This window comes from Burkholderia sp. IDO3, from assembly GCF_003366075.1.
Classification (GTDB): domain Bacteria; phylum Pseudomonadota; class Gammaproteobacteria; order Burkholderiales; family Burkholderiaceae; genus Burkholderia; species Burkholderia anthina.
This window is the reverse complement of the sequence record NZ_CP028963.1, coordinates 3,466,735-3,491,577: the sequence shown is the minus strand read 5'-3', so window position 1 is coordinate 3,491,577 and position 24,843 is coordinate 3,466,735. Positions and strand designations below refer to the sequence as shown.

Sequence of the window (24,843 nt, the reverse complement as noted above, 5' to 3'; positions counted from 1 at the left end):
TCGAAATGGGCCGCGGGCGAAGCCGGCCGGTGCCGGTCGCCGTGCGCGGCGGGTAAGACGGGATGCGTCAGTCGCGCTTCTTCGCGCGCGGATGCGCGCTGTCGTAAATCTTCGCGAGATGCTGGAAGTCGAGCGACGTATAGACCTGCGTCGCGGCGACGCTCGCATGGCCCAGCAGTTCCTGCACCGCGCGCAGGTCGCCGCTCGATTGCAGCACGTGCGTCGCGAACGAGTGGCGCAGCACGTGCGGGTGGACGTTGGCGGGAATGCCCGCGGCGAGCGCCGCGCGCTTCACGCGCTCGCGCACGACGCCCGGCGCCATCCGGTTGCCGCGCACGGACACGAACAGCGGATGCGGGTCGTGCTTCACGAATTCGCCGCGCACCGCGAGCCACGCGTTCAGCGCGTCGATCGCCTTGCGGCCGACCGGCACCTTGCGTTCCTTGTTGCCCTTGCCGCGCACGGTGACTTCGGCTTCGGCGAGATCGAGCCAGCCGATCGACCGGTAGCCGTCGGCCTGCGTGTACATCACGTCGAGCCCGACGAGTTCGGCGAGGCGCAGCCCGGACGAATAGAACAGTTCGAGGATCGCGTGATCGCGGATGCCTTCGGTGGTGTTGGCGAGCGGCGCGTCCATCAGCGCGGATGCGTCGTCGACCGACAGCGCCTTCGGCAAGGTTTTCGGGCGCTTCGGCGCACGCACCGCGGCGACCGGGTTCGCCGGCATCTCGATGCGCTGCGCGAGCCAGCGGTAGAACGCGCGCCACGCGGACAGCCGATGCGAGATCGATCGCGCGGACAGGCCGCCCGCGTGGGCGCGGGCGACCGCGCCGCGCATGTCGGTGGCCGTCAGCGCTTCGAGCGGACGGCCGGACGCGAGCTTCTTCAGTTCGTCGAGTTCGTGCGTATACGCGCGCAGCGTATGTTCCGACAGCTGCCTGACGTGCTTCAGGTTCGACAGGTAGGCGGCGATCGGATCGTCGGTCATCGCGGGTGCGGCGTCAGTGCGGCAGCAGGCGCGTGAGCGCGGCGCTCGCGAGCGTCGCGATCTGCGCGAGGAAATCGGTGGCCATCCCGTCGTGGAAGCGGCGCGGATCGGGCGAGCCGAGCACGAGCAGGCCGAAGGCGGGCGCGTCTGCGCCGGCGAGCGGCGCGCGCAGCGCGAGCAGCGCGACCGACGTGGCCGCGCCGTCGCCGGCCGGCGCGGCTTCGCCGCCTTCCGCCGCGTTCGCGGCCGGCACCACCGCGGGCGCGAGCCACTGGGCCGCTTCGAAGCCGGTGTTCGCGCCGCAGTACGGCGTCGACAGGCCATTCGTGAACAGACGCACTTCCTCGCCGACCTGGCGCGCGAAATCGGCCTGCGCGTAAGTGTCGGCGACGTCCCATACGCGCAGCGCCGTTTGCGGCACGTCGAACACGTCGGAAATGCCGTCGGCGATCGTGCGCGGCAGCGCGTACGGGTCGCGCTCGGCGATCACGCGGGCGGTCCAGCGGCTGAACTTCGCGGACAGGCTGTCGTTCTCGTGCCCGTAGCGCACCAGCTCCGCGAGCCGGCGCTCGAGGTGCTTGTTCTTGTCGCGCAGCATTTCCATCTGCCGCTCCTGCAGCGAGATCGCGGCCTTGCCGTGCGGGTTCGCAAGACGGATCGTCGCGAGCAGTTCCGCGTGTTGCGCGAAGAATTCGGGATTGGCGAGCAGGTAGTCGGCGACTTCGCGATCGTTCATGTGACGGGAGCGTTCAGTTATCAGGAGTCAGGACGTTGAAGGGTCAGACGTTCAGGTCGATCTCGCCTTCGAACACGGTCGTGGCGGGCCCGGCCATCGTCAGCGCGGCGGCTTCGTCGCGCGCGCCGTCCCAGCCGATCGTCAGCGTGCCGCCGTGCGTGTGCACGGTCACCGGCGAATCGAGCAGGCCGCGCCGGATGCCGGCCGCCACCGCCGCGCACGCGCCGGTGCCGCACGCGAGCGTTTCGCCCGCGCCGCGTTCGTATACGCGCAGCTTCACCTCGTTGCGCGACACGATCTGCATGAAGCCGGCGTTCACGCGCGCCGGAAAGCGTGCATGGCGCTCGATCAGCGGGCCTTCTTCGCGCACCGGATACGCTTCGGCGTCGTCGACGACCTGCACCGCGTGCGGGTTGCCCATCGTCACCGTCGAGATCCAGCGCGTGTGGCCGCCGACGTCGAGCGGCCACAGCGTGTCGCGGCCTTCCGTGCGGCCGTCGAGCCCCGACGCGTCGAACGGCACCTGCGCCGGCGCGAACACGGGCGCGCCCATGTCGACGACGACTTCGCCGTTGTCCTGCATCGTCAGCGTGATCAGGCCCTTCATTACCTGCACGCGCACGGTGCGCTTGTCGGTCAGGCCGCGGTCGCTGACGAACTTCACGAAGCAGCGCGCGCCGTTGCCGCAGTGTTCGACCTCGCCGCCGTCGCAATTGAAGATCCGGTACTTGAAGTCCACGCCGTCGATGGTCGGTTTTTCGACGAGCAGCAACTGGTCGGCGCCGATGCCGAAGTGCCGGCTGGCGAGCGCGCGCACTTGCGCTTCGGTGAGCGGCGGCAACGCGCGCGAATAGCCGTCGAGCACGACGAAGTCGTTGCCCGCGCCGTGCATCTTGGTGAACGAGAGTTTCACAGGGTCCGGGGTTCCATGGCGAACAAGGCGGTCGGCGCGACGAAGACGATGTGCCGCCATCCCGGGCAGCCTCGTTCGTCGTGCTGATCTCAACCGCAAATGATACATGCAGCGGACAGGGGCGTCCTGCGCGGGCGGGCGGCGGGTGTCGTTCGGGCGGCGGAGCCGGAAGATGTCGGCCGATCGGCCGACTGGTTGCACGGGCGGCGAGTGGGCAGATTGAGGTGGTGCGGTGTGGCGGGCGTTGCCAGGGCGAGCGAATCCGGCGGCACGCGCCCGGGCTCTTTGCCTGCGCACGGGACGAGCCGCGTGCGTGTTTTCGTACCGGTCAAATTGACAACTCAATCGGGCGATTCGTATAGTCTGGCTATACGCCATGCGGGCCATGCCATCGATATCGCCGAGAGTATGGGAGGCCCATGATCAAGTCATGGCAGCACAAGGGGCTGCAGGCGTTTTTCACGAACGGGAGCGAGGCGGGCATCCGGCCGGATCATGCCCCGAGGTTGCGGCGCCAGCTTGCCCGTCTCGACATGGCGAGTCAGCCGCTCGACATGAACGTTCCGGGCTGGCGCCTTCACCGCCTCGCCGGCGGGCTGGAGGGTTACTACTCGGTGAGCGTGGGCGTCAACTGGCGCCTGACGTTCAGGGTCGAGGGCCCCGATGTCGTCCTGGTCAACTATCAAGACTATCACTGAGGTCATTCAACGCCATGACTCGCATCTTCAATCCGCCCCATCCGGGCGAAACGCTGCGTGACGACATTTTGCCGGCGCTCCGCCTGACCGTTACCGAAGCCGCCGCGCAGCTCGGCGTCACGCGGGCGGCGCTGTCGCGCATCCTGCACGGCCATGCCGGCATCTCGCCCGAAATGGCGCTGCGTCTCGAGGCGTGGCTGGGCGAGGAAAACGGCGGGCGGGCGGATCTGTGGCTCGCGCAGCAGTCGGCCTACGATCTGTGGCAGGCGCGCGCGAAAGGCGTGCCGAAGGTGACGAGGGCGCAGGCGCGCGTTTGACGGCGCGCCCGCGGCCCCGACTGACTCAATAGAGGCTCGGCTCGCCGGGCGGCCGGGTCTTGAAGCGCTTGTGAACCCAGTAATACTGCTCGGGCATCAGCGGAATCTGTTCCTCGAGGAATGCGTTCATCCGCCGCGCGTCGAGATCGTCGTCGCCGGTCGGGTAGTGATCCCACGGCTTGAATACCTTCAGCCGGTAGCCCTTGTAGTTCGGCAGCACCTCGCCGATGAACGGCACGACCTGCGCACGGCCCGTCTTCGCGAGCCGGCCGACGGCCGTCAGCGTGCAGGCGGGCACGCCGAAGAAGGGGACGAACGTCGAATTGCGCAGCCCGTAATCCATGTCCGCGCCGAGCATCACCGGCTTGCGGTCGCGCAGCCAGCGCAGCACGACGCGCGCGCTGTCCGCGCGGCCGACCATCTCGGCGTCGAAGCGCCCGCGTGCCTTTTTCGCCTCTTCCTCGAGTATCGCGTTCGAGAACGGCTGGTACAGCGACCCGCAACGGCGGTGCAGCGACCGGTTCAGCCAGATCGAGCCGGCTTCGATGCCGACGAAATGCAGGCCGAGGAACAGCGTCGGGGGCAGATCGGGATCGGTGAGGTCGACCGCGCTGTCGACCTGGATCAGTTTCGCGAGCTTGCGCTCGGAGCCGAACCACTGGACGCTGCGCTCGACGTAGCTGCGGATCGCGTGACGGAAGTGCAGGCCCGCCACTTCCTCGCGCCGTTCGTCGCTCCAGTCGGGGAAGCAGAGTTTCAGATTGATATGTACGATGCGCTTTCGCCGGCTGGGAATCTGGTACAGCAGCCAGCCGAGGCCGTCGCCGAACCGTGCGGTCAAGCCGTAGGGCAGCAGGGCGAGCAGCTTCAACAAGCCGATGGCGAGGTGCGTGCCGAGGCGGCCTAGCATGCGGAACCTCCGTGGGGCCGGCTGGCCGGCACGTTGCGAACAGGGGGGTAGAACAGCGGACGATGCGGCACGGGTGGCGCTCTGTGACAATTCACGAAAGCCGCTATAATACGGGCTTCGCCGAGTTAACTGACAACTTGCGGGGCGAAGCCGGCTGGCGCGAAGCGCGCTGCCCGGTCCTGGTAATCCGCTAAAGCGTCGCCGCTTCAGGCCCAACGAAGCTGGCTACGTGAAACCAACCGTATCCACACAGGAGCCTGAAAAAGTGGCAAACGATTATCTCTTCACGTCCGAATCCGTCTCCGAAGGCCATCCGGACAAGGTCGCGGACCAAATCTCGGACGCGATTCTCGACGCCATCCTCGAGCAAGACAAATATTCCCGCGTTGCGGCGGAAACGCTGTGCAATACGGGTCTCGTCGTGCTGGCCGGTGAAATCACCACGACGGCGAACATCGATTACATCCAGATCGCGCGCGACACCATCAAGCGCATCGGCTACGACAACACCGACTACGGCATCGACTACAAGGGTTGCGCCGTGCTCGTCGCGTACGACAAGCAGTCGCCGGACATCGCGCAAGGCGTCGACCGCGCGCATGACGACAACCTCGATCAAGGCGCTGGCGACCAGGGCCTGATGTTCGGTTACGCATGCGACGAAACGCCGGAACTGATGCCGCTGCCGATCTACCTGTCGCACCGCCTTGTCGAGCGCCAGGCCAGCCTGCGCCGCGACGGCCGCCTGCAATGGCTGCGTCCGGACGCGAAGTCGCAGGTGACGGTCCGCTACGTCGACGGCCGCCCGGATGCGATCGACACCGTCGTGCTGTCCACGCAGCACGCACCGGACATCGAGCTGCCGGCGCTGCGCGAAGCCGTGATCGAGGAAATCATCAAGCCGACGCTGCCGGCCGACCTGATCAAGGGCGACATCAAGTTCCTCGTGAACCCGACCGGCCGGTTCGTGATCGGCGGCCCGCAGGGCGACTGCGGCCTGACCGGCCGCAAGATCATCGTCGATACCTACGGCGGTGCCGCACCGCACGGCGGCGGCGCGTTCTCGGGCAAGGATCCGTCGAAGGTCGACCGTTCGGCAGCGTATGCAGGCCGCTACGTCGCGAAGAACATCGTCGCTGCCGGCCTCGCGTCGCGCGCGCTGATCCAGGTGTCGTACGCGATCGGCGTCGCCGAGCCGACCTCGGTGATGGTCAACACGTTCGGCACGGGCCGCGTGTCGGATGCCGTGATCACGAAGCTCGTGCGCGAGCACTTCGACCTGCGTCCGAAGGGCATCATCAAGATGCTCGACCTGCTGCGCCCGATCTACGAGAAGACGGCAGCTTACGGCCACTTCGGCCGCGAAGAGCCGGAATTCTCGTGGGAAGCCACCGACAAGGCACTCGCACTGGCCGAAGCGGCCGGCGTGGAGCCGACGGCACGCGTCGCGTAAGCGTCGTTCGCACGAAACAAAAAAACCCCGGCATGCCGGGGTTTTTTTATGCGTGTCGAGCGCCGCAACGCGGCGATCGTCGCGGGCATTGCCCGCGGCACGGCTTCAGCGTGCGCCGAACCCGAACCACCCGGTGCTCGCCGCGAGGCGGCGCGGGCGGTTGACGCGGCGCTGCGGGCCGAGCGTGCGACGCAGCGCGAGCGCGCGCAGCGACGACGGCTTCTGCAGCAGCGAGCGCAGGCCGGCACGGCGGGCGAACGCCTGCGTGCTCACCATCGAGAAAAACGCGTGGAACCACGCGCGGATGCCGTCAAGCCGGCTATGCGCGTGCGTGCGCTCGGCGAGCGCCTGCGTGCGTGCGCCGTGGTGGCGCAGCGAACGGGCGGGAGCGGACGGCACGACGCGCTTCGCAGCGCGGCTGAGACGGGAAGTCAGACGGAATGGCATGTGAACGATGCTTCGCTTGTATGGATGGCGCCCTTGAGAGCGCACTGGTATGAACGGCCTCGGATGGCGCAACGCATCTTACCGAAAGTCGTTGCGCGCCGCGCCCGCCAGAATTGACAGGCCGCGACAGGCTACAGGGGTTTCATGACCGGCAAAAGTCGCCATAAACCCTCGTGCCGCAAGCGCGTGCCGCATACCGCCTGTCGCTGAGGCTCGCGTCGCGCCGCACAGTTCCCTTGAGTCAGATCAAATCGCCGATTGGCATGCCCCTGCGCACGACAATGGTGCTGTTCGAGGCATCCGGCGCCGATTTACAATCGTCACATTCACACAATAAACGTCTGGCATCCCATGTCGTCACCATTGCAGTCGGAATCGATCCGCGCGCAAGTCGCGGAATTGCGCGAACGCGGCTTCGTCGTTGCGCGCGGCCTCGTCGGGGAAGCGCAGTGCGCGGCGCTCAAGCGCGTCGCGGAACGCCAGTTGCAGGAAGCGGCGGAGCCGATCGAATTCGAGGCGGACCTGCGCTATCCGGGCGCGCCCGAGTCGAAGCATGCACCGGGCGGGCATACGGTGCGGCGGCTGCTCGACGCGTACGCGCGCGATCCGGCGTTCGCCGAGCGCGCGATCGCGCCCGAAATCGGCGCGTGGATGCGCGAGTACTTCGGCGAGCAGCCGGTTCTGTCGTGCGCGCATCACAACTGCATGATGACGAAGCATCCGGCGTACGGCAGCCTCACCGGCTGGCATCGCGATTTCCGTTACTGGTCGTTCGAACGCGCGGACATGGTGTCGGTGTGGCTCGCACTCGGGCCGGAAACGAACGAAAACGGCGCGCTGTGGCTGGTGCCGGGCTCGCACACGGCCGAATTCGGGCCGGAAGCGTTCGACAATGCGAAGTTCTTCCGCGGCGACCTGCCGGAAAACCGGAAGATGATCGACGCGGCAACCTGCCCGCCGCTCCAGACGGGCGACGTCGTGTTCTTCCACTGCAATACGCTGCATTCGGCAGGGCAGAACCGTTCGGACCAGGTGAAGTTCTCGCTCGTGTACACGTATCACGGCGTGAGCAACCGGCCGCTGCCGGGCACGCGTTCGGCGGCGAAGCCGGAAGTGCAGTTCTAGCAGCGGTTTCGGCCGGCGTGGTCGCCCGACGGGGCGCCGCGGCGGCTCGGCGGATGAAGAAACGGGCGGCCCAGGCCGCCCGTTGCATTGTGCGCGGCCCGATCGCGTGACGCAGACCGCTGCGCAGTGGCGCAGTGCTGCGCTCAGCGCTTGCTGGCCGGCATCGCGAGGCCGATCAGGCCGATCAGCATGGCGACGGCGCCGCCGACGATCAGCAGGATCGTCTTCGTGGCGGGCGAGCCGGTGAAGAAGCGCGACACGTTGTCGTTGATCGAATGAAACGACTGGCCGCCGAAATACAGCAGCAGGACGCCGCCGACGAGCAGCGCAACCGAGATGACCCGGGACATACCAACCTCGCTGTAACGGTGATTCGAGACGCCGCAGTGTAGGCGACGAGCGCGGCCGCGTCCATCGCCGTGCGCGCTCGCGCCGCGTTCGCTACCATAGTCGTCGTACGTTTTCCTCGCCGCCGGCGCGCGATGTTCGCGTGCGGCGCGCGTCCCTTCCCCCGATGTCCTGATGGAACAGACTCATGGCCTACGAAGCAGCTTCCGAGCGTTATGCCGACATGCAGTACCGCACCTGCGGCAAGTCCGGGCTCAAACTGCCCGCCCTGTCGCTCGGCCTGTGGCACAACTTCGGCGACGCGACGCCGATCGCGACGCAGCGCGACATCCTGCGCACCGCATTCGACCTCGGCATCAACCACTTCGATCTCGCGAACAACTACGGGCCGCCGTACGGCAGCGCCGAAACCAACTTCGGCCGGCTGCTGAAGGAGGATTTCCGGCCGTACCGCGACGAGCTGCTGATCTCGACGAAGGCCGGCTGGGACATGTGGCCGGGCCCGTACGGCAGCGGCGGCGGGTCGCGCAAGTACGTGCTCGCGAGCCTCGACCAGAGCCTGCAGCGCATGGGCCTCGACTACGTCGACATCTTCTATTCGCATCGCTTCGACGCCCACACGCCGCTCGAGGAAACGGCCGGCGCGCTCGCATCGGCCGTGCAGCAGGGCAAGGCGCTGTACATCGGCATCTCGTCGTATTCGGCCGCGAAGACGCGCGAGATGGCCGCGCTGCTCGCGCAGTACAAGGTGCCGCTGCTGATTCACCAGCCGTCGTACAACATGCTGAACCGCTGGATCGAAGAGGATCTGCTCGATACGCTCGACGGCGTCGGCACGGGCAGCATCGCGTTCACGCCGCTCGCGCAAGGGCTGCTCACGTCGAAATACCTGAACGGCGTGCCGGCCGACGCACGCGTGAACAAGCCGGGCGGCGGTTCGCTGAAGCAAGATCACCTGAGCGCGGACAACCTCGAGCATGTGCGCAAGCTCAACGGCATCGCGGAGCGGCGCGGGCAGAGTCTCGCGCAGATGGCGCTCGCATGGGTGCTGCGCAATGGTCGCGTCACGTCCGCGCTGATCGGCGCGAGCCGGGCGGAGCAGGTGCGTGAAAACGTCGGCGCGCTGAAGAACCTCGCGTTCACGGCCGACGAACTCGCGGAAATCGATCGCTACGCGACCGAAGGTGGCATCAATCTGTGGGAAAAGCCGTCCACCGATCAGGCGATCTGACCGGTGATCGATGCAGTCGATACGGGATGCGAACCATCGCGTGCCGTATCGCCGCGCATGCATGCACCCCATCACGTCGCTGCGGTGCAGCGACGTGACCTGCACGCCGAGATGCGCTGCTAGATCAGCGCAGGCAGGCCTTCGACGAGCAACACCGCGACGCCAACGCCGAGAATGACGCCCAGCACGCGCAGCAGGTTGTGGCGGAATTCGGTTGCGCAGGGCACCGCGCCGAGGAACAGCGCGCCGGCCAGCGCCATCGGAATCAACAGGATGAAGTCGCCGATCGTGAAATAGGTCGTCATGCGTGTCTCCAGTGTCGGCCGGAGCTGGCGCTTCAGCGCTTACTTCGGCCCCACCCCGGTGGGGCGTCGGTCGGAGTCGGCGCGCTGGCGCCGCTTCCAGCTCCCTGCCGGGTATTTCTAGTGTCGAGCCGCCTCGATTGCGAGCAAGGCGGGCAATTCGAGTATAGGCAACCCGGCGCCTTTTTTCGCTATCCAGACCGTTAAAAGTCAGCGGAAAACCCCGGGGATTTCGCATATTTCCCGCGAATCGGACGAATGCCTTGCGCATGTCTTTCACGTTCATTTCATTTCGCGCGCGAATGTCGTGCATCTTCGACGCGCGCCGCCGCACCCGCGGGCGCGGCGGCGCGTGCACGCTTACGCGCGATCGGGTTGTGCGCGAGCGGCCGGCGTGCGGAACACGAGCGCGAGCCCCGCGACGATCGCGCCCATGCCGGCGAGCGCGAGCGGTTCAGGCCGGTTGCCGAGCCAGACCGCGTCCATCAGCGTGGTGACGATGGGCACGAGATAGAACAGGCTCGTCACGTTGACGAGATCGCCGCGCTGCATCAGCCGGTAGAACAGCAGCTGCGCGATCACCGAGATCACGATGCCGAGCCAGAGCAGCGGCACGACGAACGCCCAGCTCGCATCGAGCGAGATCGGCCGGAACGGCAGGATCGCCACGCATAGCGCGAGGCCGAGTGCGTTCTGCAGCGGCAGCACGTCGGCGGGTGCGGCGCGCACGCGCTTTTGCAGCAGCGAGCCGACGGTCAGCGCGACGAGTGCGGCGAGCGCGCAGGCGACACCCGCGATCGGCAGCCCGGCGCCGCCGACGCCCACGCCGCGGTACACGACGAGCGCGAGGCCCGCCAGCGAGAGCCCGAGCCCCGCGACGCGCATCGGTTGCCAGCGTCGCTCGACGATCGCGAGCGTGAGGATCGGCTGCACGCCGAGGATCGTCGCGAGCACGCCCGGCGCGATTCCGCGCTCGAGCGCGAGCAAATAGAAGATCGAATAGCCGCCCATCATCAGCAAGCCGGTCAGCGCGGCCATGCGCCGCTCGCCGCGCGGCGGCAGCCAGCGTCCGCGCATGCCAGCCAGCGCGAGCAGCACGAGCGACGCGAGCGCGAAGCGTGCGGTGAGAAAGACGAACGCGGATGCGTGACGCAGCCCGAGTTCGGCGAAGATCGCGCCGCTGCTCCACAGCAGCACGAAGAGCGACGTCGCGCCATGCGCGGCGAGCGCGCGTTTGAACGAAACCATGTGAATCCACCTGTCGAACGGATCGAAACGTTCCATGTCGCGCGCGCAGCAACGCACCGTGCGTCAACGCGCACGAACGGCCGCAAACGGGCGAATGGAAAACGGAGAACGAAAGCCGGCGGGTCAGCCGGCGCGTGCCGCCGGCGGGGGCGGCGCGGCGCCGACGAGCGGCGGTGCGACAGGAGGGGGAAGGACCGACGGATGCGCGCACGCCTGCGGCCGCGTATCGAACTGCGGCCGGGATTTTGCGAGAGCGGACGTGAGCGGATGCATCGTGTGTCGAAATGCGCTTGAACGCGAATGAGCTTCAAAGGTAACGCAAGGTAGCCATCCGGCGCAACTGCCGGCGATGCGCCGGCGCGCGTGCACGAACGGCGTCACGCCGCGCCGCTGCGTTCGCGCGAGCGCAGCCACGCGGCGGCCGCCAGCCCGGCCATGAGCAGCGTGGCGACGAGCGCCGCGACGCCGGGCCAGCCGTACGCGCTCCAGAAGCGTCCGCCGAGCGAGCCGACGATGCTCGAACCGAGATAGTAGGACAGCAGATACAGTGCGGCGGCCTGCCCCTTGCCTTGCGTCGCGAGGCGTCCGACCCAGCCGCTCGCGGTCGAATGCCCGGCGAAGAAGCCGAACGTCACGCACGCGATGCCGAACGCGATCGCGGCGACGGGCTGCAGCAGCGTCAGCGCGACGCCGGCCAGCATGATGACGACGCTCGCGATCAGCACGCGGCCGCGGCCGATCGAATCGGCCATCCGCCCCGACCACGGCGAGGCGACGACGCCGACCAGATAGACGATGAAGATCGCGCCGATCGTTGCCTGATTCATCGAATACGGCGGCGCGAGGAGCCGATAGCCGACGTAGTTGTACAGCGTGACGAAGCCGCCCATCAGGATGAAGGCCGTTGCAAACAGCACGGGCAATTCGCGGCGGCCGGCGAGATGCCGGACGAGCGCCGCGCGATGCTGCGCGAAGCCGAGCCCGCGACGCGGCGTGAAATGGCGCGATGGCGGCAGCAACGCGCGAAATGCGAGCGTCGCGGCGAGGCCGAGCACGCCGATCGCACCGATCGCGATGCGCCACGTGAACAGGTCGGCGAGCACGCCCGCGATCACGCGCCCGGCCATCCCGCCGATCGCGTTGCCGCCGACGTAGAGTCCCATGGCGAGCCCGAGCCCGTCGGGGTGCACTTCCTCGGCGAGATATGCCATGCCGACGGCGGGCACGCCGCCGAGCGCGAGCCCGGTGAGCGCGCGCAGCACCAGCATCTGGTGCCAGTGCGGCGCGAACGCGGCGACGAGCGTGAGGAGCGACGACAGCATCAGCGATGCGGTCATCAGCCGGTGGCGGCTCAGCCCTTCGGACACGAAGCCCGCGACGAACACGGCCACGGCGAGCGCGCCCGTCGCGAACGACAGCGCGAGACTGCTTTGCGCGGGACTCACGCCGAACGCGTTCGAGAATTCCGGCAGCAGCGGCTGTACGTAGTAGAGCAGCGAGAAGGTCGCGTAGCCGGCGAACAGCAGCGCGACGCTCGCGCGCCAATAGTTGCGCGAACCACGTTCGAGATAGGGCGGGGATGCATCGCGGCGCGAGGCCGCGGGCGTGGTTCCGTTGGATGCGGTCACGCGAAATCTCCTGACGGCCGGGCAAAGGGCAGACGATACGCCCGTTGCGCAATTCGCGTGCGCGCCGCGCGGCGGCCGGCCCGATTCGGCAGACAGTCACATTCGACAGGGTATGATGGGGGTATCCGCCCGTGCAAGCGCACGCGCGATGCAGTGGTTGATTGGAGACATTCGACGAATTCGCGGCACTTCACCCGCTTCTTCTTCTTTTCGCGCTTCGATAAACCGTGAACAATGGGATACGCGCAACACCCCGGCGAGGGCGGCGCGGATCGTGCATTTGCCGGCTCGCCAGCGGGCCGGGTTTCAAGTTTCAAGAGTGGGGAACCATCATGCATGTCGGGTCGATTGTCTGTACTACCCATATCGCGGTGCCGAAGGGCGCGCGCGGCATCGTTCAGCGCGTTCTGGGCGACATGGCCATGGTGACCTGGTACGCGGGCGTGCCGGGCGAGTCGAAAGAACTCAACACCGAGCCGTTCTTTCTCGAGGACCTGATCGACACCGGCGAATCCGTGCTGCCGGCCGGCGCCGCGATCCACTGAGCGTGCATGCCGCACCGGAAGCTCGTCTTTCGGCGCGGCTGACGGCACAATGCGGGGCATGAAAGACGTCACTTCCACCCCCGCCGCTCCCGCCGGCCCGCCGTTCGCCGGCCTCACGCCCGAGTGCGTGCTCGATGCGCTCGACAGCGTGTTGATGCCGGCCGGGCTGCGTACCGACGGGCGCCTGCTCGCCCTCAACAGCTACGAAAACCGCGTCTACCAGGTGGGCATCGAAGACGGCCCGCCGGTCGTCGCGAAGTTCTACCGGCCCGGGCGCTGGTCGGACGAAGCGATCCTGGAAGAGCACGCGTTCGTCGCCGAGCTCGCCGCGCGCGAGATTCCGGCCGTGCAGGCGCGCACGTTCGACGGCCGCACGCTGCACGCGTTCGACGGCTTCCGCTTCTCGATCTTCGAGCGGCGCGGCGGGCGGGCGCCCGATCTCGACCGCAGCGATACGCTCGAATGGCTCGGCCGCTTCATCGGCCGCATCCATGCGGTCGGCGCGACGCAGCCGTATGTCGCGCGCCCCGTGCTCGACATCCGCACGTTCGGCTACGAGCCGCGCGACTACCTGCTCGCGCACGATTTCATTCCGGACGACGTACGGCCCGCGTACGAAACGGCCGTCACGCTCGCGCTGGAAGGCGTCGAGGCGGCGTTCGAGCGCGCGGGCGAAATCCGCCTGCTGCGCACGCACGGCGATTGCCATCCGAGCAACGTGCTGTGGACCGACGCGGGCCCGCATTTCGTCGACTTCGACGACAGCCGGATGGCGCCTGCCGTCCAGGATCTGTGGCTGCTGCTGCCGGGCGATCGCGAAGGCGCATCGCGTGCGCTCGCCGACCTGCTCGCCGGGTACGAGGATTTCTGTGAATTCGAGCCACGCGAACTGCATCTGGTCGAGGCATTGCGCACGCTGCGGCTGATTCACTACGCGGCGTGGCTTGCGCGCCGCTGGGACGATCCGGCCTTTCCGGCCGCATTCCCGTGGTTCAACACGCATCGCTACTGGGAAGCGCGCGTCCTCGAACTGCGCGAGCAGATCGGCGCGATGCAGGAAGGGCCGCTCTGGCCCGTGTGACGGCGCGCGCGGCAGCGTCGCCGCGCGGCATTTTCAGGTGGACCGCCGCGCGTGACGCGCGGCCCGCGCCACCTAGAACTTCAGCATCATCTTGATCACCGCGGCGAAACGCTTGCCGTAAGGCGGCGCGATCAGCCCGCGCATGTTCACGCGCGGCTGCGTGAGCACCGGCTTCATCTTCGAGAACGTCACGAAGCCGTCGTAGCCGTGATACGCCCCCATTCCGCTTGCGCCGACGCCGCCGAACGGCAGGCTGCCGCACGCGATGTGCATCAGCGTTTCATTGACCGTCACGCCGCCCGAGATCGTTTCGCGCATCACGCGGTCGATCGTGCCGCGGTCTTCGTCGAACAGATACAGCGCGAGCGGCCGCGGGCGCGCATTCACGTAGGCGATCGCCTCGTCGAGGCGCTCGTACGGCACGAGCGGCAACAGCGGCCCGAAGATTTCTTCCTGCATCAACTGCGATGCGGCCGGCACGTGCGTGACCGCACACGGCACGAAGCGGCGCAACGCGGGATCGGACGGCGCATCGGTCAGCGGATGCAGTTGCGCGCCGGCCGCCTGCGCGTCGGTCGCGAGTTGCTGCAGCCGCGCGTAGTGGCGCGGCGACACGATCGTCGTGTAATCGCCGTTGGCCGACAGGTCCGGATACAGCTTGGCGAAGCGCGCCCGCGCGCGCTCGATGAACGCGGCTTCCATGCCGCGCGGCAGCAGCACGTAGTCGGGCGCGATGCAGGTCTGGCCCGCGTTCAGCGTCTTGCCGCCGATGATCGCGTCGACGGCCGCGTCGAAGCGCGCGTTCGGGCCGACGATGGCCGGCGACTTGCCGCCGAGTTCGAGCGTGACGGGCGTCAGGTTGTCGGCCGCGGCACGCATCACGTGACGGCCGACGTGCGTCGAGCCGGTGAACAGCAGGTGATCGAACGGCAGCGCGCTGAACGCGGCGCCGATCTCGGCATCGCCGTTCACGACCGCGACGTGATCGCGCGAGAAGGTCTTCGCGATCAATTGCTCGAACAGCGCGGACGTGCGCGGCGTCAGTTCGGACATCTTGACGATGGCGCGGTTGCCGGCGGCCAGCGCGCAGATCAGCGGGCCCGCTGCCAGCAGCACCGGGTAGTTCCACGGCACGACGATGCCGACCACGCCGAGCGGCTGCGGCAGCACCTTCGCGCGCGCCGGACGCAGCCACTTGTTCATCGGCTTGCGGATCGGCTTCATCCAGCGCTTGCCGTGCTTGAGCGCGTCGTCGATCTCTTCCTTCGCCATCCAGATTTCCGACAGCAGCACTTCCTGCTTCGCGCGATGACCGAAGTCGGCGCTGATCGCGTCGGCGAGCGCATCCGCGTGATCGATCAGCATCGTGCGCAGCGCGCGCAGATGCTGCGCGCGGGTGTCCCATTCCGGGTACGGCGCGCGCAGATAGGCCGCGCGCTGATCGCGCAGCAGCGACGTCAGCGCATCGAGCGACGGCAGCGCTTGCGGGGCCAGTTCGGGCAGGTCGTTTTTCATGTCGTCTCCTCCAGTGGGGCGTGGCGCGTCGGCCAGCGGTCAGGCCGCACGTGCCCGCTCGTCGAGCGTGGCGGGGCGGATCGGGGTGGCGCGCGTCGCGCGGCGCGGGGCCGGATGCGATACGCGGTCTGAAACCGGTTGCTGCGTGCGGCATGCGTCGCATCCGCGCGACGGTGTCCGCATCCGAAAACGGGGTTGCACGGCACGCGCGCGGGACGCGATGCGCTGCCCGGCGTGCATGCGATGTCGTGCTGCGCGTGCGTGCCGATGCACCGGAGCGGGGCGGCGCGCTGCGCGCGGCCGTGCGGAATCCGGTACGTCGTGCCGCGCGTGCGACAAGCCGTCCAAACGGTTGGCGGCGCCGCGCGCCGTTCGATTTCGATCGGCTGCGCGCGCGTTGCCGGACGTCACCGCATGGCCCGCCGTTTGAAATGAAATGCGGGCCGCGCGCAGTGCGTCCGGACGACCCGGTCGGCACACGGCCTGCAGAACCTGGCGCTGCATCGTCGTCTCCCCAGTTTCGCGACGGCGCGGCTTCTCGCGGCCGGTGCATCGCGTCGAATGAATCGATACATCTTAAATTTAGTTCACGCGGGCGTTTAGAGGAATCGCTCTTGAATCCGCGTGCCGCGCGCGCGACGGCCATTCCTACAATGCCCGAACATTACAAGCGGAGCCGGGCCGCGCCGGGTGCCGTTCATGACGCGAAGGAGACATGACATGCAATACGACTACATCATCGTCGGCGGAGGGTCGGGCGGGTCGAGCCTCGCCAGCCGTCTCGCCGATGCATGCCCCGACGCGACGATCGCGCTGATCGAGGCGGGCTCGCATACGGAGCGCAACCTGCTCGTGAACATGCCGGTGGGTATCGCGGCGCTCGTGCCGTTCAAGCTCGGCACGAACTACGGCTACGAGACGGTGCCGCAGCCGGGGCTCGGCGGCCGGCGCGGCTACCAGCCGCGCGGGCGCGGGATGGGCGGCTCGAGCGCGATCAACGCGATGATCTACACGCGCGGCCACCCGGGCGACTACGACGAGTGGGCGCAACTCGGCGCGACGGGCTGGGGCTGGCAGGACGTGTTGCCGTATTTTCGCCGCGCGGAAGGCAACCAGCGCGGCGCCGATGCGTGGCACGGCGCGGACGGCCCGTTGACCGTCTCCGATCTGCGCTTTCGTAATCCGTTCTCCGAACGATTCATCCAGGCCGCGCACGCGGCCGGCTATCCGCTGAACAACGACTTCAACGGCGCGACGCAGGAAGGCGTCGGCTTCTATCAGGTCACGCATCGCGACGGTTCGCGCTGCAGCGTCGCGCGGGCGTACATCTACGGCCGCAACCGGCCGAACCTGAACGTGATCACCGATGCGACGGTGCTGCGTGTGGGCTTCGACGGCAAGCGCGCGGTGGGCGTCGTGGTGTCGCGCAACGGCAGCGTCGAGACGCTCAGTGCACGCGCGGAGGTGATCCTGTCGGCCGGCGCGTTCAATTCGCCGCAACTGCTGATGTGCTCGGGGATCGGTCCGGCCGAACAGCTGCGCCGGCACGGGATCGCGGTGGTGCAGGATGCGCCGGACGTCGGCGCGAACCTGATCGACCATATCGACTTCATCATCAACACGCGCGTGAATTCGTCGCAGCTCGTCGGCATCTGCCTGCGCGGGATCGCGAAGATGACGCCGGCGCTCGCGCGCTACTTCTCGAGCCGCTCGGGGATGATGACGAGCAACGTCGCGGAAGCGGGCGGCTTCATCAAGAGCGATCCGTCGATCGATCGTCCGGACCTGCAACTGCATTTCTGCACGGCGCTGGTCGACGATCACAACCGCAAGATGCACTGGGGTTTCGGCTATTCGCTGCACGTGTGCGCGCTGCGTCCGTACAGCCGCGGCACGGTCGCGCTCGCGAGCGGCGATGCGCGCGATGCGCCGTTGATCGATCCGCGCTTTTTCAGCGATTCACGCGACCTGGACCTGCTCGTGCGTGGCGCGCAGGCGATGCGCCGGATCCTGTCGCAGGCGCCGCTCGCGTCGCAGGGCGGGCGCGAGCTGTACACGCGGGCGGACCAGAGCGAAGCCGAGCTGCGTGCGACGATCGTCGCGCATGCCGACACGATCTATCACCCGGTCGGCACCTGCCGGATGGGCTCGGACGCGCGGACGGTGGTGGATCCCCAATTGCGGGTGCGCGGCGTCGAAGGATTGCGCGTGGTGGATGCGTCGGTGATGCCGACGCTGATCGGCGGGAACACGAATGCGCCGTCGGTGATGATCGGCGAGCGCGCGGCGGACTTCATCGTCGCGGCGCGCAAGGGCGGCATGCCGCGCGGCGAGGCGGCCGCGGCGGTGCACGGCCGCTGAGCGGCACGCACCGGCACGCGGCGCGCGATGTTCAGGCAAACGTATCGACGAGGCCCACGCGGCTCACGGTCGCGGCGGCCGCTGCGGATTGCACAGCGTCGACCGGTGCATCGACGCCTGACGATCCGGCGCGTGCGCGCTGCGGCGACTGGCCGCCGGAGAAGCTCTGTTGCGCGTTCTGCTGTTGCGATGCGAAACCGCCGTCGCTGACGCTCGCGCTGCCGAGGCCGAGCCCGCCCGCTTCCATCGCTTCGCGCAGCTTCGGCAGCGCGGCTTCCACCGCATCGCGCACCTGCGCATGCTGCGACACGAACAGCGCGTGCGCGTGATTGTCGGCGACGCGCAGCACGACCTGCAGCGGGCCGAGGTCTGGCGGGTTCAGCGTCAGCTCGGCGCTCTGCTGGTGTGCGTTCGACAGGAACACGACCTTCTGGCTCAACGCGTCGGTCCAGTCGGCGGTGCCGACCTGCGGCGACAGCACGTGCGGGTTGGCCGCGGCGATCGCGCCGGCGGCCGGCGATGCCGGCACGCCGGACTGCGCCGCGGCGGCAGCCGTTGCGGCGGCCGCGGCCATCGCGTCGGCGCTCGGGCTCGCAGTGTCGCCGGTCTGCGCCAGCGCATGCGCAGCCGGCTCGGCGCTCGCGGCGGCCTGCAGCGCCTGCGCGTTGGCCTGCGTGGGTGTCTGCTGCGCGGCGAGCGCGCCTTTTGAGTCGGCAAGCGTGCGGTCGAACGCCGACGCCTTCGACGCGAGCGGCGCGGCGGCGGCCGATCCGGACGTCGCCGATGCCGTGCTCGCCCCGATCGCGCCCGCGCCGCCGGTCAGCTTCGCCAGCGCAGCCTGGAGCGCGTCGCGGCCCGATGCCGGCACGGCCGTCGCATCCTGGCTTGCGTGCCCCGCGGCATCCGGCTGGGCGGATGCCGCCGCGGCCGTCGCTGCATCGGCACTGGCCGGCGTTCCGTCGTTCACGCGTGCCTGCAGCTGCGCCTGCACGGCGGCCGCGGCCGCGGCGAGCGCGGCGGCGTCGCCATTGCTGGCGGTGCCCGCATCGTCGGCGGACTTGTCGTCGTCATCGCCGGGATGTCTGGCGCCGGCGGCCGGCGTCGACGACGCGTGTTTCGTCGCGGTATCCGGCTTGCTGCCGTGCGCTGTGTCGTGCCGCGTGACGACGCTGTGCTTCAGCGTCTGTGCGAACGGCGCGGCGGCCGGCGCGACCGCGGCATCGTTGCCGGCGGACGAACCCGCGCCGCGGACGGCGCCGAGTGCGGCGCCCGCGGTGTCGATCAGCGCGCCGAGCAGAGGAAGGGGAGGCATGGCGATTCTCTCGTTCGAAGGCGGTGGACGGTTATGCCGATCGGGCCGCATCGGCCCGCATGCGCAGCATCTTCGCGGCGTGCTCGTCGGCGTCGCGCTGCTCGCGCTTCGCCTCGCGCTGCGCGTCCTGCGCGACGCCGCGCGCCTGCAGGATTTCGTATGAGCCGACGGTGCGCTTCTTCTGCTGCCAGTTCGGGCGCGCTTCGTCGATGCGCGCTTCGGCGGCGGCCAGCACGTTGCGCTGCTGCGCGATCGCCGTGTCGAGCGTATCGATGAACGCCTGGAAATTGCGCCAGTTGCCGGCCGGCATGCCGTGCTGCGCGGACTGCGCGAAGTTCGCGTGGTATTCGTCGCGATAGCGCAGCAGCGCGTCGAGCTGTTCGGCGGCCGACGCGCGCTCGCGCTGCGCGGTGCCGAGCTGCTTCGCGGCCGTGTCGAGGTCTTCCTGCGCGCGGTCGAGCAGCAATTGAAGGGGAAAGCCGTGTGCCATCCGGGTCAGCCTCCGTATACGTCGAACAGCGCATCGAGCGCGGTGAGGCTGGACGCGAACGGCGCGCATTCGCGAAAGCCCTGCTGCAGGAACGATTCGATGCGCGGGTAGAGCGCGATCGCGCGGTCGAGCTGCGCGTCGCGGCCGGGCGCGTACGCGCCGACCGCGATCAGGTCGCGATTGCGCTGGTAGCGCGACAGCATCTGCTTGAACTGCCGCACGCGGTCGAGATGCTTTTCGTCGATCAGGGCGGTCATCGCGCGGCTGATCGACGCCTCGATGTCGATCGCCGGATAGTGACCGGCCTCGGCGAGCGCGCGCGACAGCACGACGTGGCCGTCGAGAATGGCGCGCGCCGAATCGGCGATCGGGTCCTGCTGGTCGTCGCCTTCGGTCAGCACCGTGTAGAACGCGGTGATCGAACCGCCGCCTTCGGGGCCGTTGCCGGTGCGTTCGACGAGCGCGGGCAGCTTCGCGAACACCGACGGCGGATAGCCTTTGGTCGCGGGCGGCTCGCCGATCGCGAGCGCGATCTCGCGCTGCGCCATCGCGTAGCGCGTGAGCGAATCCATCAGCAGCAGCACGTGCTTGCCCTGGTCGCGGAAATACTCGGCGAGCGACGTGGCGTACGCCGCGCCCTGCATCCGCAGCAGCGGCGACACGTCGGCCGGCGCCGCGACGACGACCGAGCGCGCGAGTCCGTCCTCGCCGAGGATCTGTTCGATGAATTCCTTCACTTCGCGGCCGCGTTCGCCGATCAGCCCGATCACGATCACTTCCGCGCTCGTGTAGCGCGCCATCGTGCCGAGCAGCACCGACTTGCCGACGCCGGAGCCCGCGAACAACCCCATCCGCTGCCCGCGGCCGACGGTGAGCAGCGCGTTGATCGCGCGCACGCCGACGTCGAGGACGTGGTGGATCGGCTCGCGATCGAGCGGGTTGATCGACGGCGCCGACAGCGGGGCGTCGGCGTTCGAGCCGAGCGGGCCGAGGCCGTCGAGCGGGCGGCCCGATGCGTCGACGACGCGCCCGAGCATCTTCCAGCCGACCGGCAGCCGCTTGGCGCCCGCGAGCGGGTCGGTGACGGGCGCGTTCTCGAGCGGCCACACGCGCGCGCCGGGCAAGACGCCCGCGACGTCGGTGGTCGGCATCAGGAACAGGCGGTCGCCGGAGAAGCCGACGACTTCCGCTTCCGCGTGCGGCAGCGTGCTGCCTGGCGGCAATTCGATCGTGCATTCGGCGCCGACCGACAGGCGCAGCCCGATCGCCTCCAGCACGAGGCCGGCTGCACGCGTGAGGCGCCCGCACGGGCGCAGCGGCAGCGCGCGCTGACTGCGCTCGGCGAGCCCGTTCAGGTGCGAGCGCCACTGTGCGAGATGCGGATTGTGCGGTGCGCGTGGCGCGTCGTCGGGCGTGCCGACCGCGAGCGGCTTCGCATGGCGGGCGGGGTCGTGCGCGCCGTCGGGGCCGAACGACGCGAGCGCGAGTTCGCGTTCGAGCGGCGTCATGCCGTCGTGCGCGAACGACTCGGGCACGCGCGTCACCACGCGCCCACCTTGCCGATCGCGGCGGCGACGCGCTGCCAGCGCGTGGGCAGCGTTGCGTCGACTTCGCCGGTGGCCGCATGCGCGCGGCAGCCGCCGCGCTCGATCGACGCGTCGGTGCGCACGTTCCAGCCGAGCGTATCGAGATCGTCCTGCAGATACGCTTCGACGACGGGCAGGTCGGCCGGATTCACCGCGAGATGCGGCGCGCCGGACAGCGCCGGCTCGGCGGCGAGCACGTCGCGCACGGCCGCGACGAGCGCGGCGGGATCATGCTTCACGTGCTGGCGCACGACCTGCTGCGCGATGTCGAGCGCGAGCTGCGCGAGGTCGGCCGCGAGATCGTGCCCAGCGTTCGACACGGCTTCGCGAAACGACGCGGCGAGGGCCGCGAGCTGCGCGGCCTGTTCGCGCGCTTCGGCCTGGCCGGCCTCGAAGCCCTGCGCGTGGCCCTGCTCGAAACCGGCCTGGTAGCCGCGTGCCTGGCCTTCGACGTGCCCGGCCGCATGGCCTTCGGCGTGCGCGGCGTCGCGCACGCGCTGCAATTCCTCGGCGAGCGCGGCGGCCGCCGCTGCCGCATCGTCGGCAGGCGGCGGGGGCGGCGGCGGATCGAACGACGTCATCTCCCACCGCTGGTACGCGGTGAGGGTGCCGGCGCGCGCGCGCTTGGAATCAGACATACGCGTCTTCCGACTTGCCGCCGATCACGACCTGGCCGCTTTCGGCGAGGTTGCGCACGATCTGCAGGATGCGGCGCTGCTGCGTTTCGACTTCGGACACGCGCACCGGGCCGCGCGCGTCGAGATCCTCGGCGAGCAGTTCGGCCGCGCGCTGCGACATGTTCGCGAGGAACTTCTGGCGCAGCGCGGGCGGCGCGCCCTTCAGCGCGACGATCAGCGTTTCCGACTCGACTTCCTTCAGCACCATCTGGATCGCGCGGTCCTCGAGGTCGAGCAGGTTCTCGAACACGAACATCTGGTCGATGATCTTCTGCGCGAGATCGGCGTCGTACTGGCGCACGCTTTCGAGCACGCCTTCTTCATGGTTGCTCGTCATGAAGTTCAGGATCTCGGCCGCGGTGCGGATGCCGCCCATCGGGCTGCGCTTGAGGTTGTCGCTGCCGGACAGCAGGCCGGTCAGCACGTCGTCGAGCTCGCGCAGCGCGGCCGGCTGGATGCCGTCGAGCGTCGCGATCCGCAGCATCACGTCGTTGCGCAGCCGCTCGGCGAAGCACGACGCGATCTCGGACGCCTGGTCGCGGTCGAGGTGCACGAGGATCGTCGCGATGATCTGCGGGTGCTCGTTCTTGATCAGCTCGGCGACGGCGCCCGAGTCCATCCACTTCAGGCCCTCGATGCCGCTGGTGTCGCTGCCCTGCAGGATGCGGTCGATCAGCACGCCGGCCTTGTCCTCGCCGAGCGCCTTGGTCAGCACCGAGCGGATGTAGTCGCTCGAATCGAGCGACAGCGCGGTGTGTCCCTCGGCTTCCTTCACGAAGTCCTGCAGCACGTCGTCGATCTGCTCGCGCGTGACGTTCTTCAGCGCGGCCATCGCGGCGCCGATCTTCTGGACCTCGCGCGGTGCGAGGAACCTGAATACCTGGGCGGCTTCTTCCTCGCCGATCGACATCAGCAGCAGCGCGCTCTTGGTCAAACCTTCAGCGTTCATCGGACACCCAATTCTTCACGACGGTGGCGACGATCTTCGGATCCCGGCGGGCGATCGTGCGCGCATAGTCGAGGTTGCGTTCGTGGCGGTGCTTCTCGTTCTCGAAGCCGAGCTGCAGCGGGTCGGCTTCGTCGGCGCCGAGCTGCGCGGGCAGGCCGTCGAGCGCGACCGGATCGTCCGGCGCCGCGAGCGCCGGCGCGACCGGCTGCGGCGGCGGGAACGCGCGGCGCATCGCCGGGCGCACGAACATGAAATAGAGCGCGATCGCAGCGACCGCGATGCCGAGCCACTTCGCGGCTTCCTTCGCCATCGCGATCATGTCCGGCTGGCGCCACCACGGCAGGTCGGCGTACGGGTCGCTCACGCTCGAGAACGCGCTGTTCACGACGTTGACGGAGTCGCCGCGCTTCTCGTCGTAGCCCATCGCGTCCTTCACGAGCTGCTCGACCTGCGCAAGCTTCGCGGGCGGCAGCGGCTGCATCGTCACGTGGCCCTTCGCGTCGGCGACCGGCTGGTAATTGACGACGACGGCGACCGACAGCCGCTTCACGTTGCCCATCGGCTGCTCGAGATGGCGGATCGTCTTGTCGAGCTCGTAGTTGGTCGTCTGGTCCTTGCGGTCGCTGACCGGCGTCGTCTGCGGCCCGCCCTGGCCGTTGGCGGCGACGACCGGCGCGGAAGCCGGCTGCGGCGGCGTGTTCGACAGCGCGCCCGGCACGCCCGATGCGCCGCCCTGCGCGAGTTCGGTCGCGCTGCTGGTCTGCTGGCTGCGGATCGCGGCCTGCTGCGGCGTGCCGTTCGGGCCGTAGCTTTCCGAGGTCTGCTCGATCTTCGAGAAATCGACGTCCGCGCTGACCTGCGAGCGCGCGTTGCCGGTGCCGAAGATCGGCGCGAGGATCGCGTCGATGCGCTTTTGCGTATTGCCCTCGATCTGCTGCACGTACTTGAGCTGGCTCGCGTCGAGGCCGGACACCGACGCGGACTGCGTGAGCAGGTTGCCGTCCTGGTCGACGATCGTCACGTTCTTCGCGGGCATGTCGGGCACGCCGGACGACACCATCCGCGTGATCGCCTGCACCTGGCCGTCGTCGAGCACGCGGCCCGGGTAGAGATCGACGAACACGGACGTGCTCGGCGCTTCCTTGTCGCGCACGAACACCGACGGCTTCGGGATCGCGAGATGCACGCGCGCGCCGCGCACGGCGTTGATCGACTCGATCGTGCGTTGCAGCTCGCCTTCGAGCGCGCGCTGGTAGTTCACCTGCTCGGCGAACTGGCTGATGCCGAATTTCTGGTTGTCCATCAGCTCGAAGCCGACCGAGCCGCCCTTGGGCAGGCCCATCGCGGCGAGCTTCAGGCGCGTTTCATGCACCTGGTTCGACGGCACGAGGATCGCGCCGCCGGCGTCGGCGAACTTGTATGGAACGTTTGCCTGCTGGAGCGCGGTGATGATCGCGCCGCCGTCGCGGTCCGACAGGTTGCTGTACAGCACGCGATAGTCGGGCGCGCGGCTCCACAGCACGAGCGCGGTGATCACGGCGACCGCGAACGCGACGGCGATCACGAACGGCAGCTTCGGGTTGCCCTTCATCCGCGAGATGCCCGGGATGCGTTCGGCGAAGCCGCCCAACCCGAAGTCCGCGCCAGCGCCGCCCGCTCCCGGCAGCGCGGCGGCCGCGGTGGCGCCTGGCACCGGGCTGGCGAGGCCCGCGCGGGCGTCGGGGTTGATCAGCGAATTGGCCTGCGAATCCATGCGACGAGTTTCTCCGGAGCGGGACGACTGAGCCGCTCGGACGAGCGGACGGACAATGACACGATGCGATTATCGTGATCCGGCGGCGCGTCCGATCGACCGAAAAGAGCGGGGTTTCCCCCGTACTTTCGCGGCTTTGGCGCGTGGTGCGCTGCTATCCTTTTTCGCGATCCGGCATGGTGCGCGTCGTGCGGCGCCGGCGGATCGCCCGGTCAGGCCGGGTCTCTTCT

The 24,843-nt window shown here is 68.7% G+C and carries 24 protein-coding genes; 8 read left to right on the top strand and 16 right to left on the bottom strand.

Translation table 11 applies throughout. The features are described 5' to 3' along the window. Positions 1-67: 67 nt before the first annotated feature. From xerC to dapF, 3 genes are read right to left on the bottom strand one after another with little or no spacing between them, the layout of a single operon-like run. Positions 68-988, bottom strand: coding sequence for a tyrosine recombinase XerC (gene xerC, locus DCN14_RS31145; protein ID WP_096508386.1), 921 nt, complete (start codon positions 986-988; stop codon positions 68-70). A 13-nt stretch (positions 989-1,001) separates the two neighbouring features. Then, entirely contained in the window at positions 1,002-1,724 is a 723-nt protein-coding gene (locus DCN14_RS31140; RefSeq protein WP_096508385.1) for a DUF484 family protein, read from the bottom strand. Positions 1,725-1,767: 43 nt separating this feature from the next. Further along, complete coding sequence (gene dapF, locus DCN14_RS31135; protein WP_096508384.1) at positions 1,768-2,637, bottom strand: diaminopimelate epimerase; 870 nt, start codon at positions 2,635-2,637, stop codon at positions 1,768-1,770. A gap of 419 nt (positions 2,638-3,056) precedes the next feature. On the opposite strand from dapF, the gene DCN14_RS31130 reads away from it, so the two are divergent. Both DCN14_RS31130 and DCN14_RS31125 read left to right on the top strand, forming a co-directional pair. Further along, positions 3,057-3,335 carry a type II toxin-antitoxin system RelE/ParE family toxin gene (locus tag DCN14_RS31130; protein ID WP_096508383.1) on the top strand — a complete coding sequence of 93 codons (279 nt, stop codon included), beginning with the start codon at positions 3,057-3,059 and terminating at the stop codon, positions 3,333-3,335. Positions 3,336-3,349: 14 nt separating this feature from the next. Next, positions 3,350-3,652 carry a HigA family addiction module antitoxin gene (locus DCN14_RS31125; RefSeq protein ID WP_096508382.1) on the top strand — a complete coding sequence of 101 codons (303 nt, stop codon included), beginning with the start codon at positions 3,350-3,352 and terminating at the stop codon, positions 3,650-3,652. Positions 3,653-3,677: 25 nt separating this feature from the next. On the opposite strand, the gene lpxL is transcribed toward DCN14_RS31125, so the two are convergent. Next, a complete protein-coding gene (gene lpxL, locus DCN14_RS31120; RefSeq protein ID WP_096508381.1) occupies positions 3,678-4,562 on the bottom strand; it encodes a lauroyl acyltransferase LpxL in 885 nt (294 codons plus the stop codon). A gap of 265 nt (positions 4,563-4,827) precedes the next feature. On the opposite strand from lpxL, the gene metK reads away from it, so the two are divergent. Further along, a complete protein-coding gene (gene metK, locus DCN14_RS31115) occupies positions 4,828-6,015 on the top strand; it encodes a methionine adenosyltransferase (RefSeq protein ID WP_096508380.1) in 1,188 nt (395 codons plus the stop codon). A gap of 105 nt (positions 6,016-6,120) precedes the next feature. Here metK and DCN14_RS31110 read toward each other — a convergent pair whose 3' ends face one another. Beyond that, a complete protein-coding gene (locus tag DCN14_RS31110) occupies positions 6,121-6,462 on the bottom strand; it encodes a hypothetical protein (protein WP_096508379.1) in 342 nt (113 codons plus the stop codon). Between the two features lie 351 nt (positions 6,463-6,813). On the opposite strand from DCN14_RS31110, the gene DCN14_RS31105 reads away from it, so the two are divergent. Next, positions 6,814-7,587 carry a phytanoyl-CoA dioxygenase family protein gene (locus DCN14_RS31105; protein WP_096508378.1) on the top strand — a complete coding sequence of 258 codons (774 nt, stop codon included), beginning with the start codon at positions 6,814-6,816 and terminating at the stop codon, positions 7,585-7,587. Between the two features lie 143 nt (positions 7,588-7,730). Here DCN14_RS31105 and DCN14_RS31100 read toward each other — a convergent pair whose 3' ends face one another. After that, positions 7,731-7,937, bottom strand: a complete 207-nt coding sequence (locus DCN14_RS31100) for a DUF3185 family protein (protein WP_096508377.1) — start codon at positions 7,935-7,937, stop codon at positions 7,731-7,733. A 185-nt stretch (positions 7,938-8,122) separates the two neighbouring features. On the opposite strand from DCN14_RS31100, the gene mgrA reads away from it, so the two are divergent. After that, entirely contained in the window at positions 8,123-9,166 is a 1,044-nt protein-coding gene (gene mgrA / locus DCN14_RS31095) for an L-glyceraldehyde 3-phosphate reductase (RefSeq protein WP_096508376.1), read from the top strand. A 119-nt stretch (positions 9,167-9,285) separates the two neighbouring features. On the opposite strand, the gene DCN14_RS31090 is transcribed toward mgrA, so the two are convergent. From DCN14_RS31090 to DCN14_RS31075, 3 genes are all read right to left on the bottom strand, one after another. Next, the gene (locus tag DCN14_RS31090; RefSeq protein ID WP_011353526.1) at positions 9,286-9,471 is read right to left on the bottom strand and encodes a hypothetical protein; all 186 of its coding nucleotides are present in this window, start codon (positions 9,469-9,471) and stop codon (positions 9,286-9,288) included. 357 nt (positions 9,472-9,828) lie between these two features. Continuing rightward, the gene (locus DCN14_RS31085; protein WP_096508375.1) at positions 9,829-10,716 is read right to left on the bottom strand and encodes a DMT family transporter; all 888 of its coding nucleotides are present in this window, start codon (positions 10,714-10,716) and stop codon (positions 9,829-9,831) included. Between the two features lie 377 nt (positions 10,717-11,093). Further along, complete coding sequence (locus tag DCN14_RS31075; protein WP_096508374.1) at positions 11,094-12,344, bottom strand: MFS transporter; 1,251 nt, start codon at positions 12,342-12,344, stop codon at positions 11,094-11,096. A 332-nt stretch (positions 12,345-12,676) separates the two neighbouring features. On the opposite strand from DCN14_RS31075, the gene DCN14_RS31070 reads away from it, so the two are divergent. After that, a complete protein-coding gene (locus DCN14_RS31070) occupies positions 12,677-12,889 on the top strand; it encodes a hypothetical protein (RefSeq protein ID WP_011886311.1) in 213 nt (70 codons plus the stop codon). A 49-nt stretch (positions 12,890-12,938) separates the two neighbouring features. Further along, the gene (locus tag DCN14_RS31065; protein ID WP_096508373.1) at positions 12,939-13,970 is read left to right on the top strand and encodes a serine/threonine protein kinase; all 1,032 of its coding nucleotides are present in this window, start codon (positions 12,939-12,941) and stop codon (positions 13,968-13,970) included. Positions 13,971-14,042: 72 nt separating this feature from the next. Here DCN14_RS31065 and DCN14_RS31060 read toward each other — a convergent pair whose 3' ends face one another. Then, the gene (locus DCN14_RS31060; RefSeq protein WP_096508372.1) at positions 14,043-15,485 is read right to left on the bottom strand and encodes a coniferyl aldehyde dehydrogenase; all 1,443 of its coding nucleotides are present in this window, start codon (positions 15,483-15,485) and stop codon (positions 14,043-14,045) included. A gap of 720 nt (positions 15,486-16,205) precedes the next feature. Here DCN14_RS31060 and DCN14_RS31045 point away from each other — a divergent pair. Next, positions 16,206-17,846 (top strand): GMC family oxidoreductase N-terminal domain-containing protein, encoded by a 1,641-nt coding sequence (locus DCN14_RS31045; protein WP_096508371.1) that lies wholly within the window; start codon positions 16,206-16,208, stop codon positions 17,844-17,846. Positions 17,847-17,877: 31 nt separating this feature from the next. Here DCN14_RS31045 and DCN14_RS31040 read toward each other — a convergent pair whose 3' ends face one another. From DCN14_RS31040 to fliF, 6 genes are read right to left on the bottom strand one after another with little or no spacing between them, the layout of a single operon-like run. After that, entirely contained in the window at positions 17,878-19,158 is a 1,281-nt protein-coding gene (locus DCN14_RS31040) for a flagellar hook-length control protein FliK (RefSeq protein ID WP_096508370.1), read from the bottom strand. A gap of 31 nt (positions 19,159-19,189) precedes the next feature. Beyond that, positions 19,190-19,648 (bottom strand): flagellar export protein FliJ, encoded by a 459-nt coding sequence (gene fliJ, locus DCN14_RS31035; RefSeq protein WP_096508369.1) that lies wholly within the window; start codon positions 19,646-19,648, stop codon positions 19,190-19,192. A gap of 5 nt (positions 19,649-19,653) precedes the next feature. After that, positions 19,654-21,195: a flagellar protein export ATPase FliI gene (gene fliI / locus DCN14_RS31030; protein WP_096508368.1), complete on the bottom strand. Its 1,542-nt coding sequence runs from the start codon at positions 21,193-21,195 to the stop codon at positions 19,654-19,656. Continuing rightward, positions 21,189-21,872 carry a flagellar assembly protein FliH gene (gene fliH / locus DCN14_RS31025; protein WP_096508367.1) on the bottom strand — a complete coding sequence of 228 codons (684 nt, stop codon included), beginning with the start codon at positions 21,870-21,872 and terminating at the stop codon, positions 21,189-21,191. The genes fliI and fliH overlap by 7 nt, the downstream gene beginning before the upstream one ends. Then, on the bottom strand, positions 21,865-22,860 hold the full coding sequence (gene fliG / locus DCN14_RS31020; RefSeq protein WP_096508366.1) for a flagellar motor switch protein FliG: 996 nt from the start codon (positions 22,858-22,860) through the stop codon (positions 21,865-21,867). The genes fliH and fliG overlap by 8 nt, the downstream gene beginning before the upstream one ends. Beyond that, positions 22,850-24,613 (bottom strand): flagellar basal-body MS-ring/collar protein FliF, encoded by a 1,764-nt coding sequence (gene fliF, locus DCN14_RS31015; protein WP_096508365.1) that lies wholly within the window; start codon positions 24,611-24,613, stop codon positions 22,850-22,852. The genes fliG and fliF overlap by 11 nt, the downstream gene beginning before the upstream one ends. Between the last annotated feature and the right edge of the window lie 230 nt (positions 24,614-24,843).

Coding starts and splice junctions, on each gene's coding strand:
- xerC (WP_096508386.1), bottom strand. CDS start 988: ATGACCGACGATCCGATCGCCGCCTACCTGTCGAACCTGAAGCACGTC.
- DCN14_RS31140 (WP_096508385.1), bottom strand. CDS start 1,724: ATGAACGATCGCGAAGTCGCCGACTACCTGCTCGCCAATCCCGAATTC.
- DCN14_RS31130 (WP_096508383.1), top strand. CDS start 3,057: ATGATCAAGTCATGGCAGCACAAGGGGCTGCAGGCGTTTTTCACGAAC.
- DCN14_RS31125 (WP_096508382.1), top strand. CDS start 3,350: ATGACTCGCATCTTCAATCCGCCCCATCCGGGCGAAACGCTGCGTGAC.
- lpxL (WP_096508381.1), bottom strand. CDS start 4,562: ATGCTAGGCCGCCTCGGCACGCACCTCGCCATCGGCTTGTTGAAGCTG.
- DCN14_RS31110 (WP_096508379.1), bottom strand. CDS start 6,462: ATGCCATTCCGTCTGACTTCCCGTCTCAGCCGCGCTGCGAAGCGCGTC.
- DCN14_RS31105 (WP_096508378.1), top strand. CDS start 6,814: ATGTCGTCACCATTGCAGTCGGAATCGATCCGCGCGCAAGTCGCGGAA.
- DCN14_RS31100 (WP_096508377.1), bottom strand. CDS start 7,937: ATGTCCCGGGTCATCTCGGTTGCGCTGCTCGTCGGCGGCGTCCTGCTG.
- mgrA (WP_096508376.1), top strand. CDS start 8,123: ATGGCCTACGAAGCAGCTTCCGAGCGTTATGCCGACATGCAGTACCGC.
- DCN14_RS31090 (WP_011353526.1), bottom strand. CDS start 9,471: ATGACGACCTATTTCACGATCGGCGACTTCATCCTGTTGATTCCGATG.
- DCN14_RS31085 (WP_096508375.1), bottom strand. CDS start 10,716: ATGGTTTCGTTCAAACGCGCGCTCGCCGCGCATGGCGCGACGTCGCTC.
- DCN14_RS31070 (WP_011886311.1), top strand. CDS start 12,677: ATGCATGTCGGGTCGATTGTCTGTACTACCCATATCGCGGTGCCGAAG.
- DCN14_RS31065 (WP_096508373.1), top strand. CDS start 12,939: ATGCGGGGCATGAAAGACGTCACTTCCACCCCCGCCGCTCCCGCCGGC.
- DCN14_RS31060 (WP_096508372.1), bottom strand. CDS start 15,485: ATGAAAAACGACCTGCCCGAACTGGCCCCGCAAGCGCTGCCGTCGCTC.
- DCN14_RS31045 (WP_096508371.1), top strand. CDS start 16,206: ATGCAATACGACTACATCATCGTCGGCGGAGGGTCGGGCGGGTCGAGC.
- DCN14_RS31040 (WP_096508370.1), bottom strand. CDS start 19,158: ATGCCTCCCCTTCCTCTGCTCGGCGCGCTGATCGACACCGCGGGCGCC.
- fliJ (WP_096508369.1), bottom strand. CDS start 19,648: ATGGCACACGGCTTTCCCCTTCAATTGCTGCTCGACCGCGCGCAGGAA.
- fliH (WP_096508367.1), bottom strand. CDS start 21,872: ATGTCTGATTCCAAGCGCGCGCGCGCCGGCACCCTCACCGCGTACCAG.
- fliG (WP_096508366.1), bottom strand. CDS start 22,860: ATGAACGCTGAAGGTTTGACCAAGAGCGCGCTGCTGCTGATGTCGATC.
- fliF (WP_096508365.1), bottom strand. CDS start 24,613: ATGGATTCGCAGGCCAATTCGCTGATCAACCCCGACGCCCGCGCGGGC.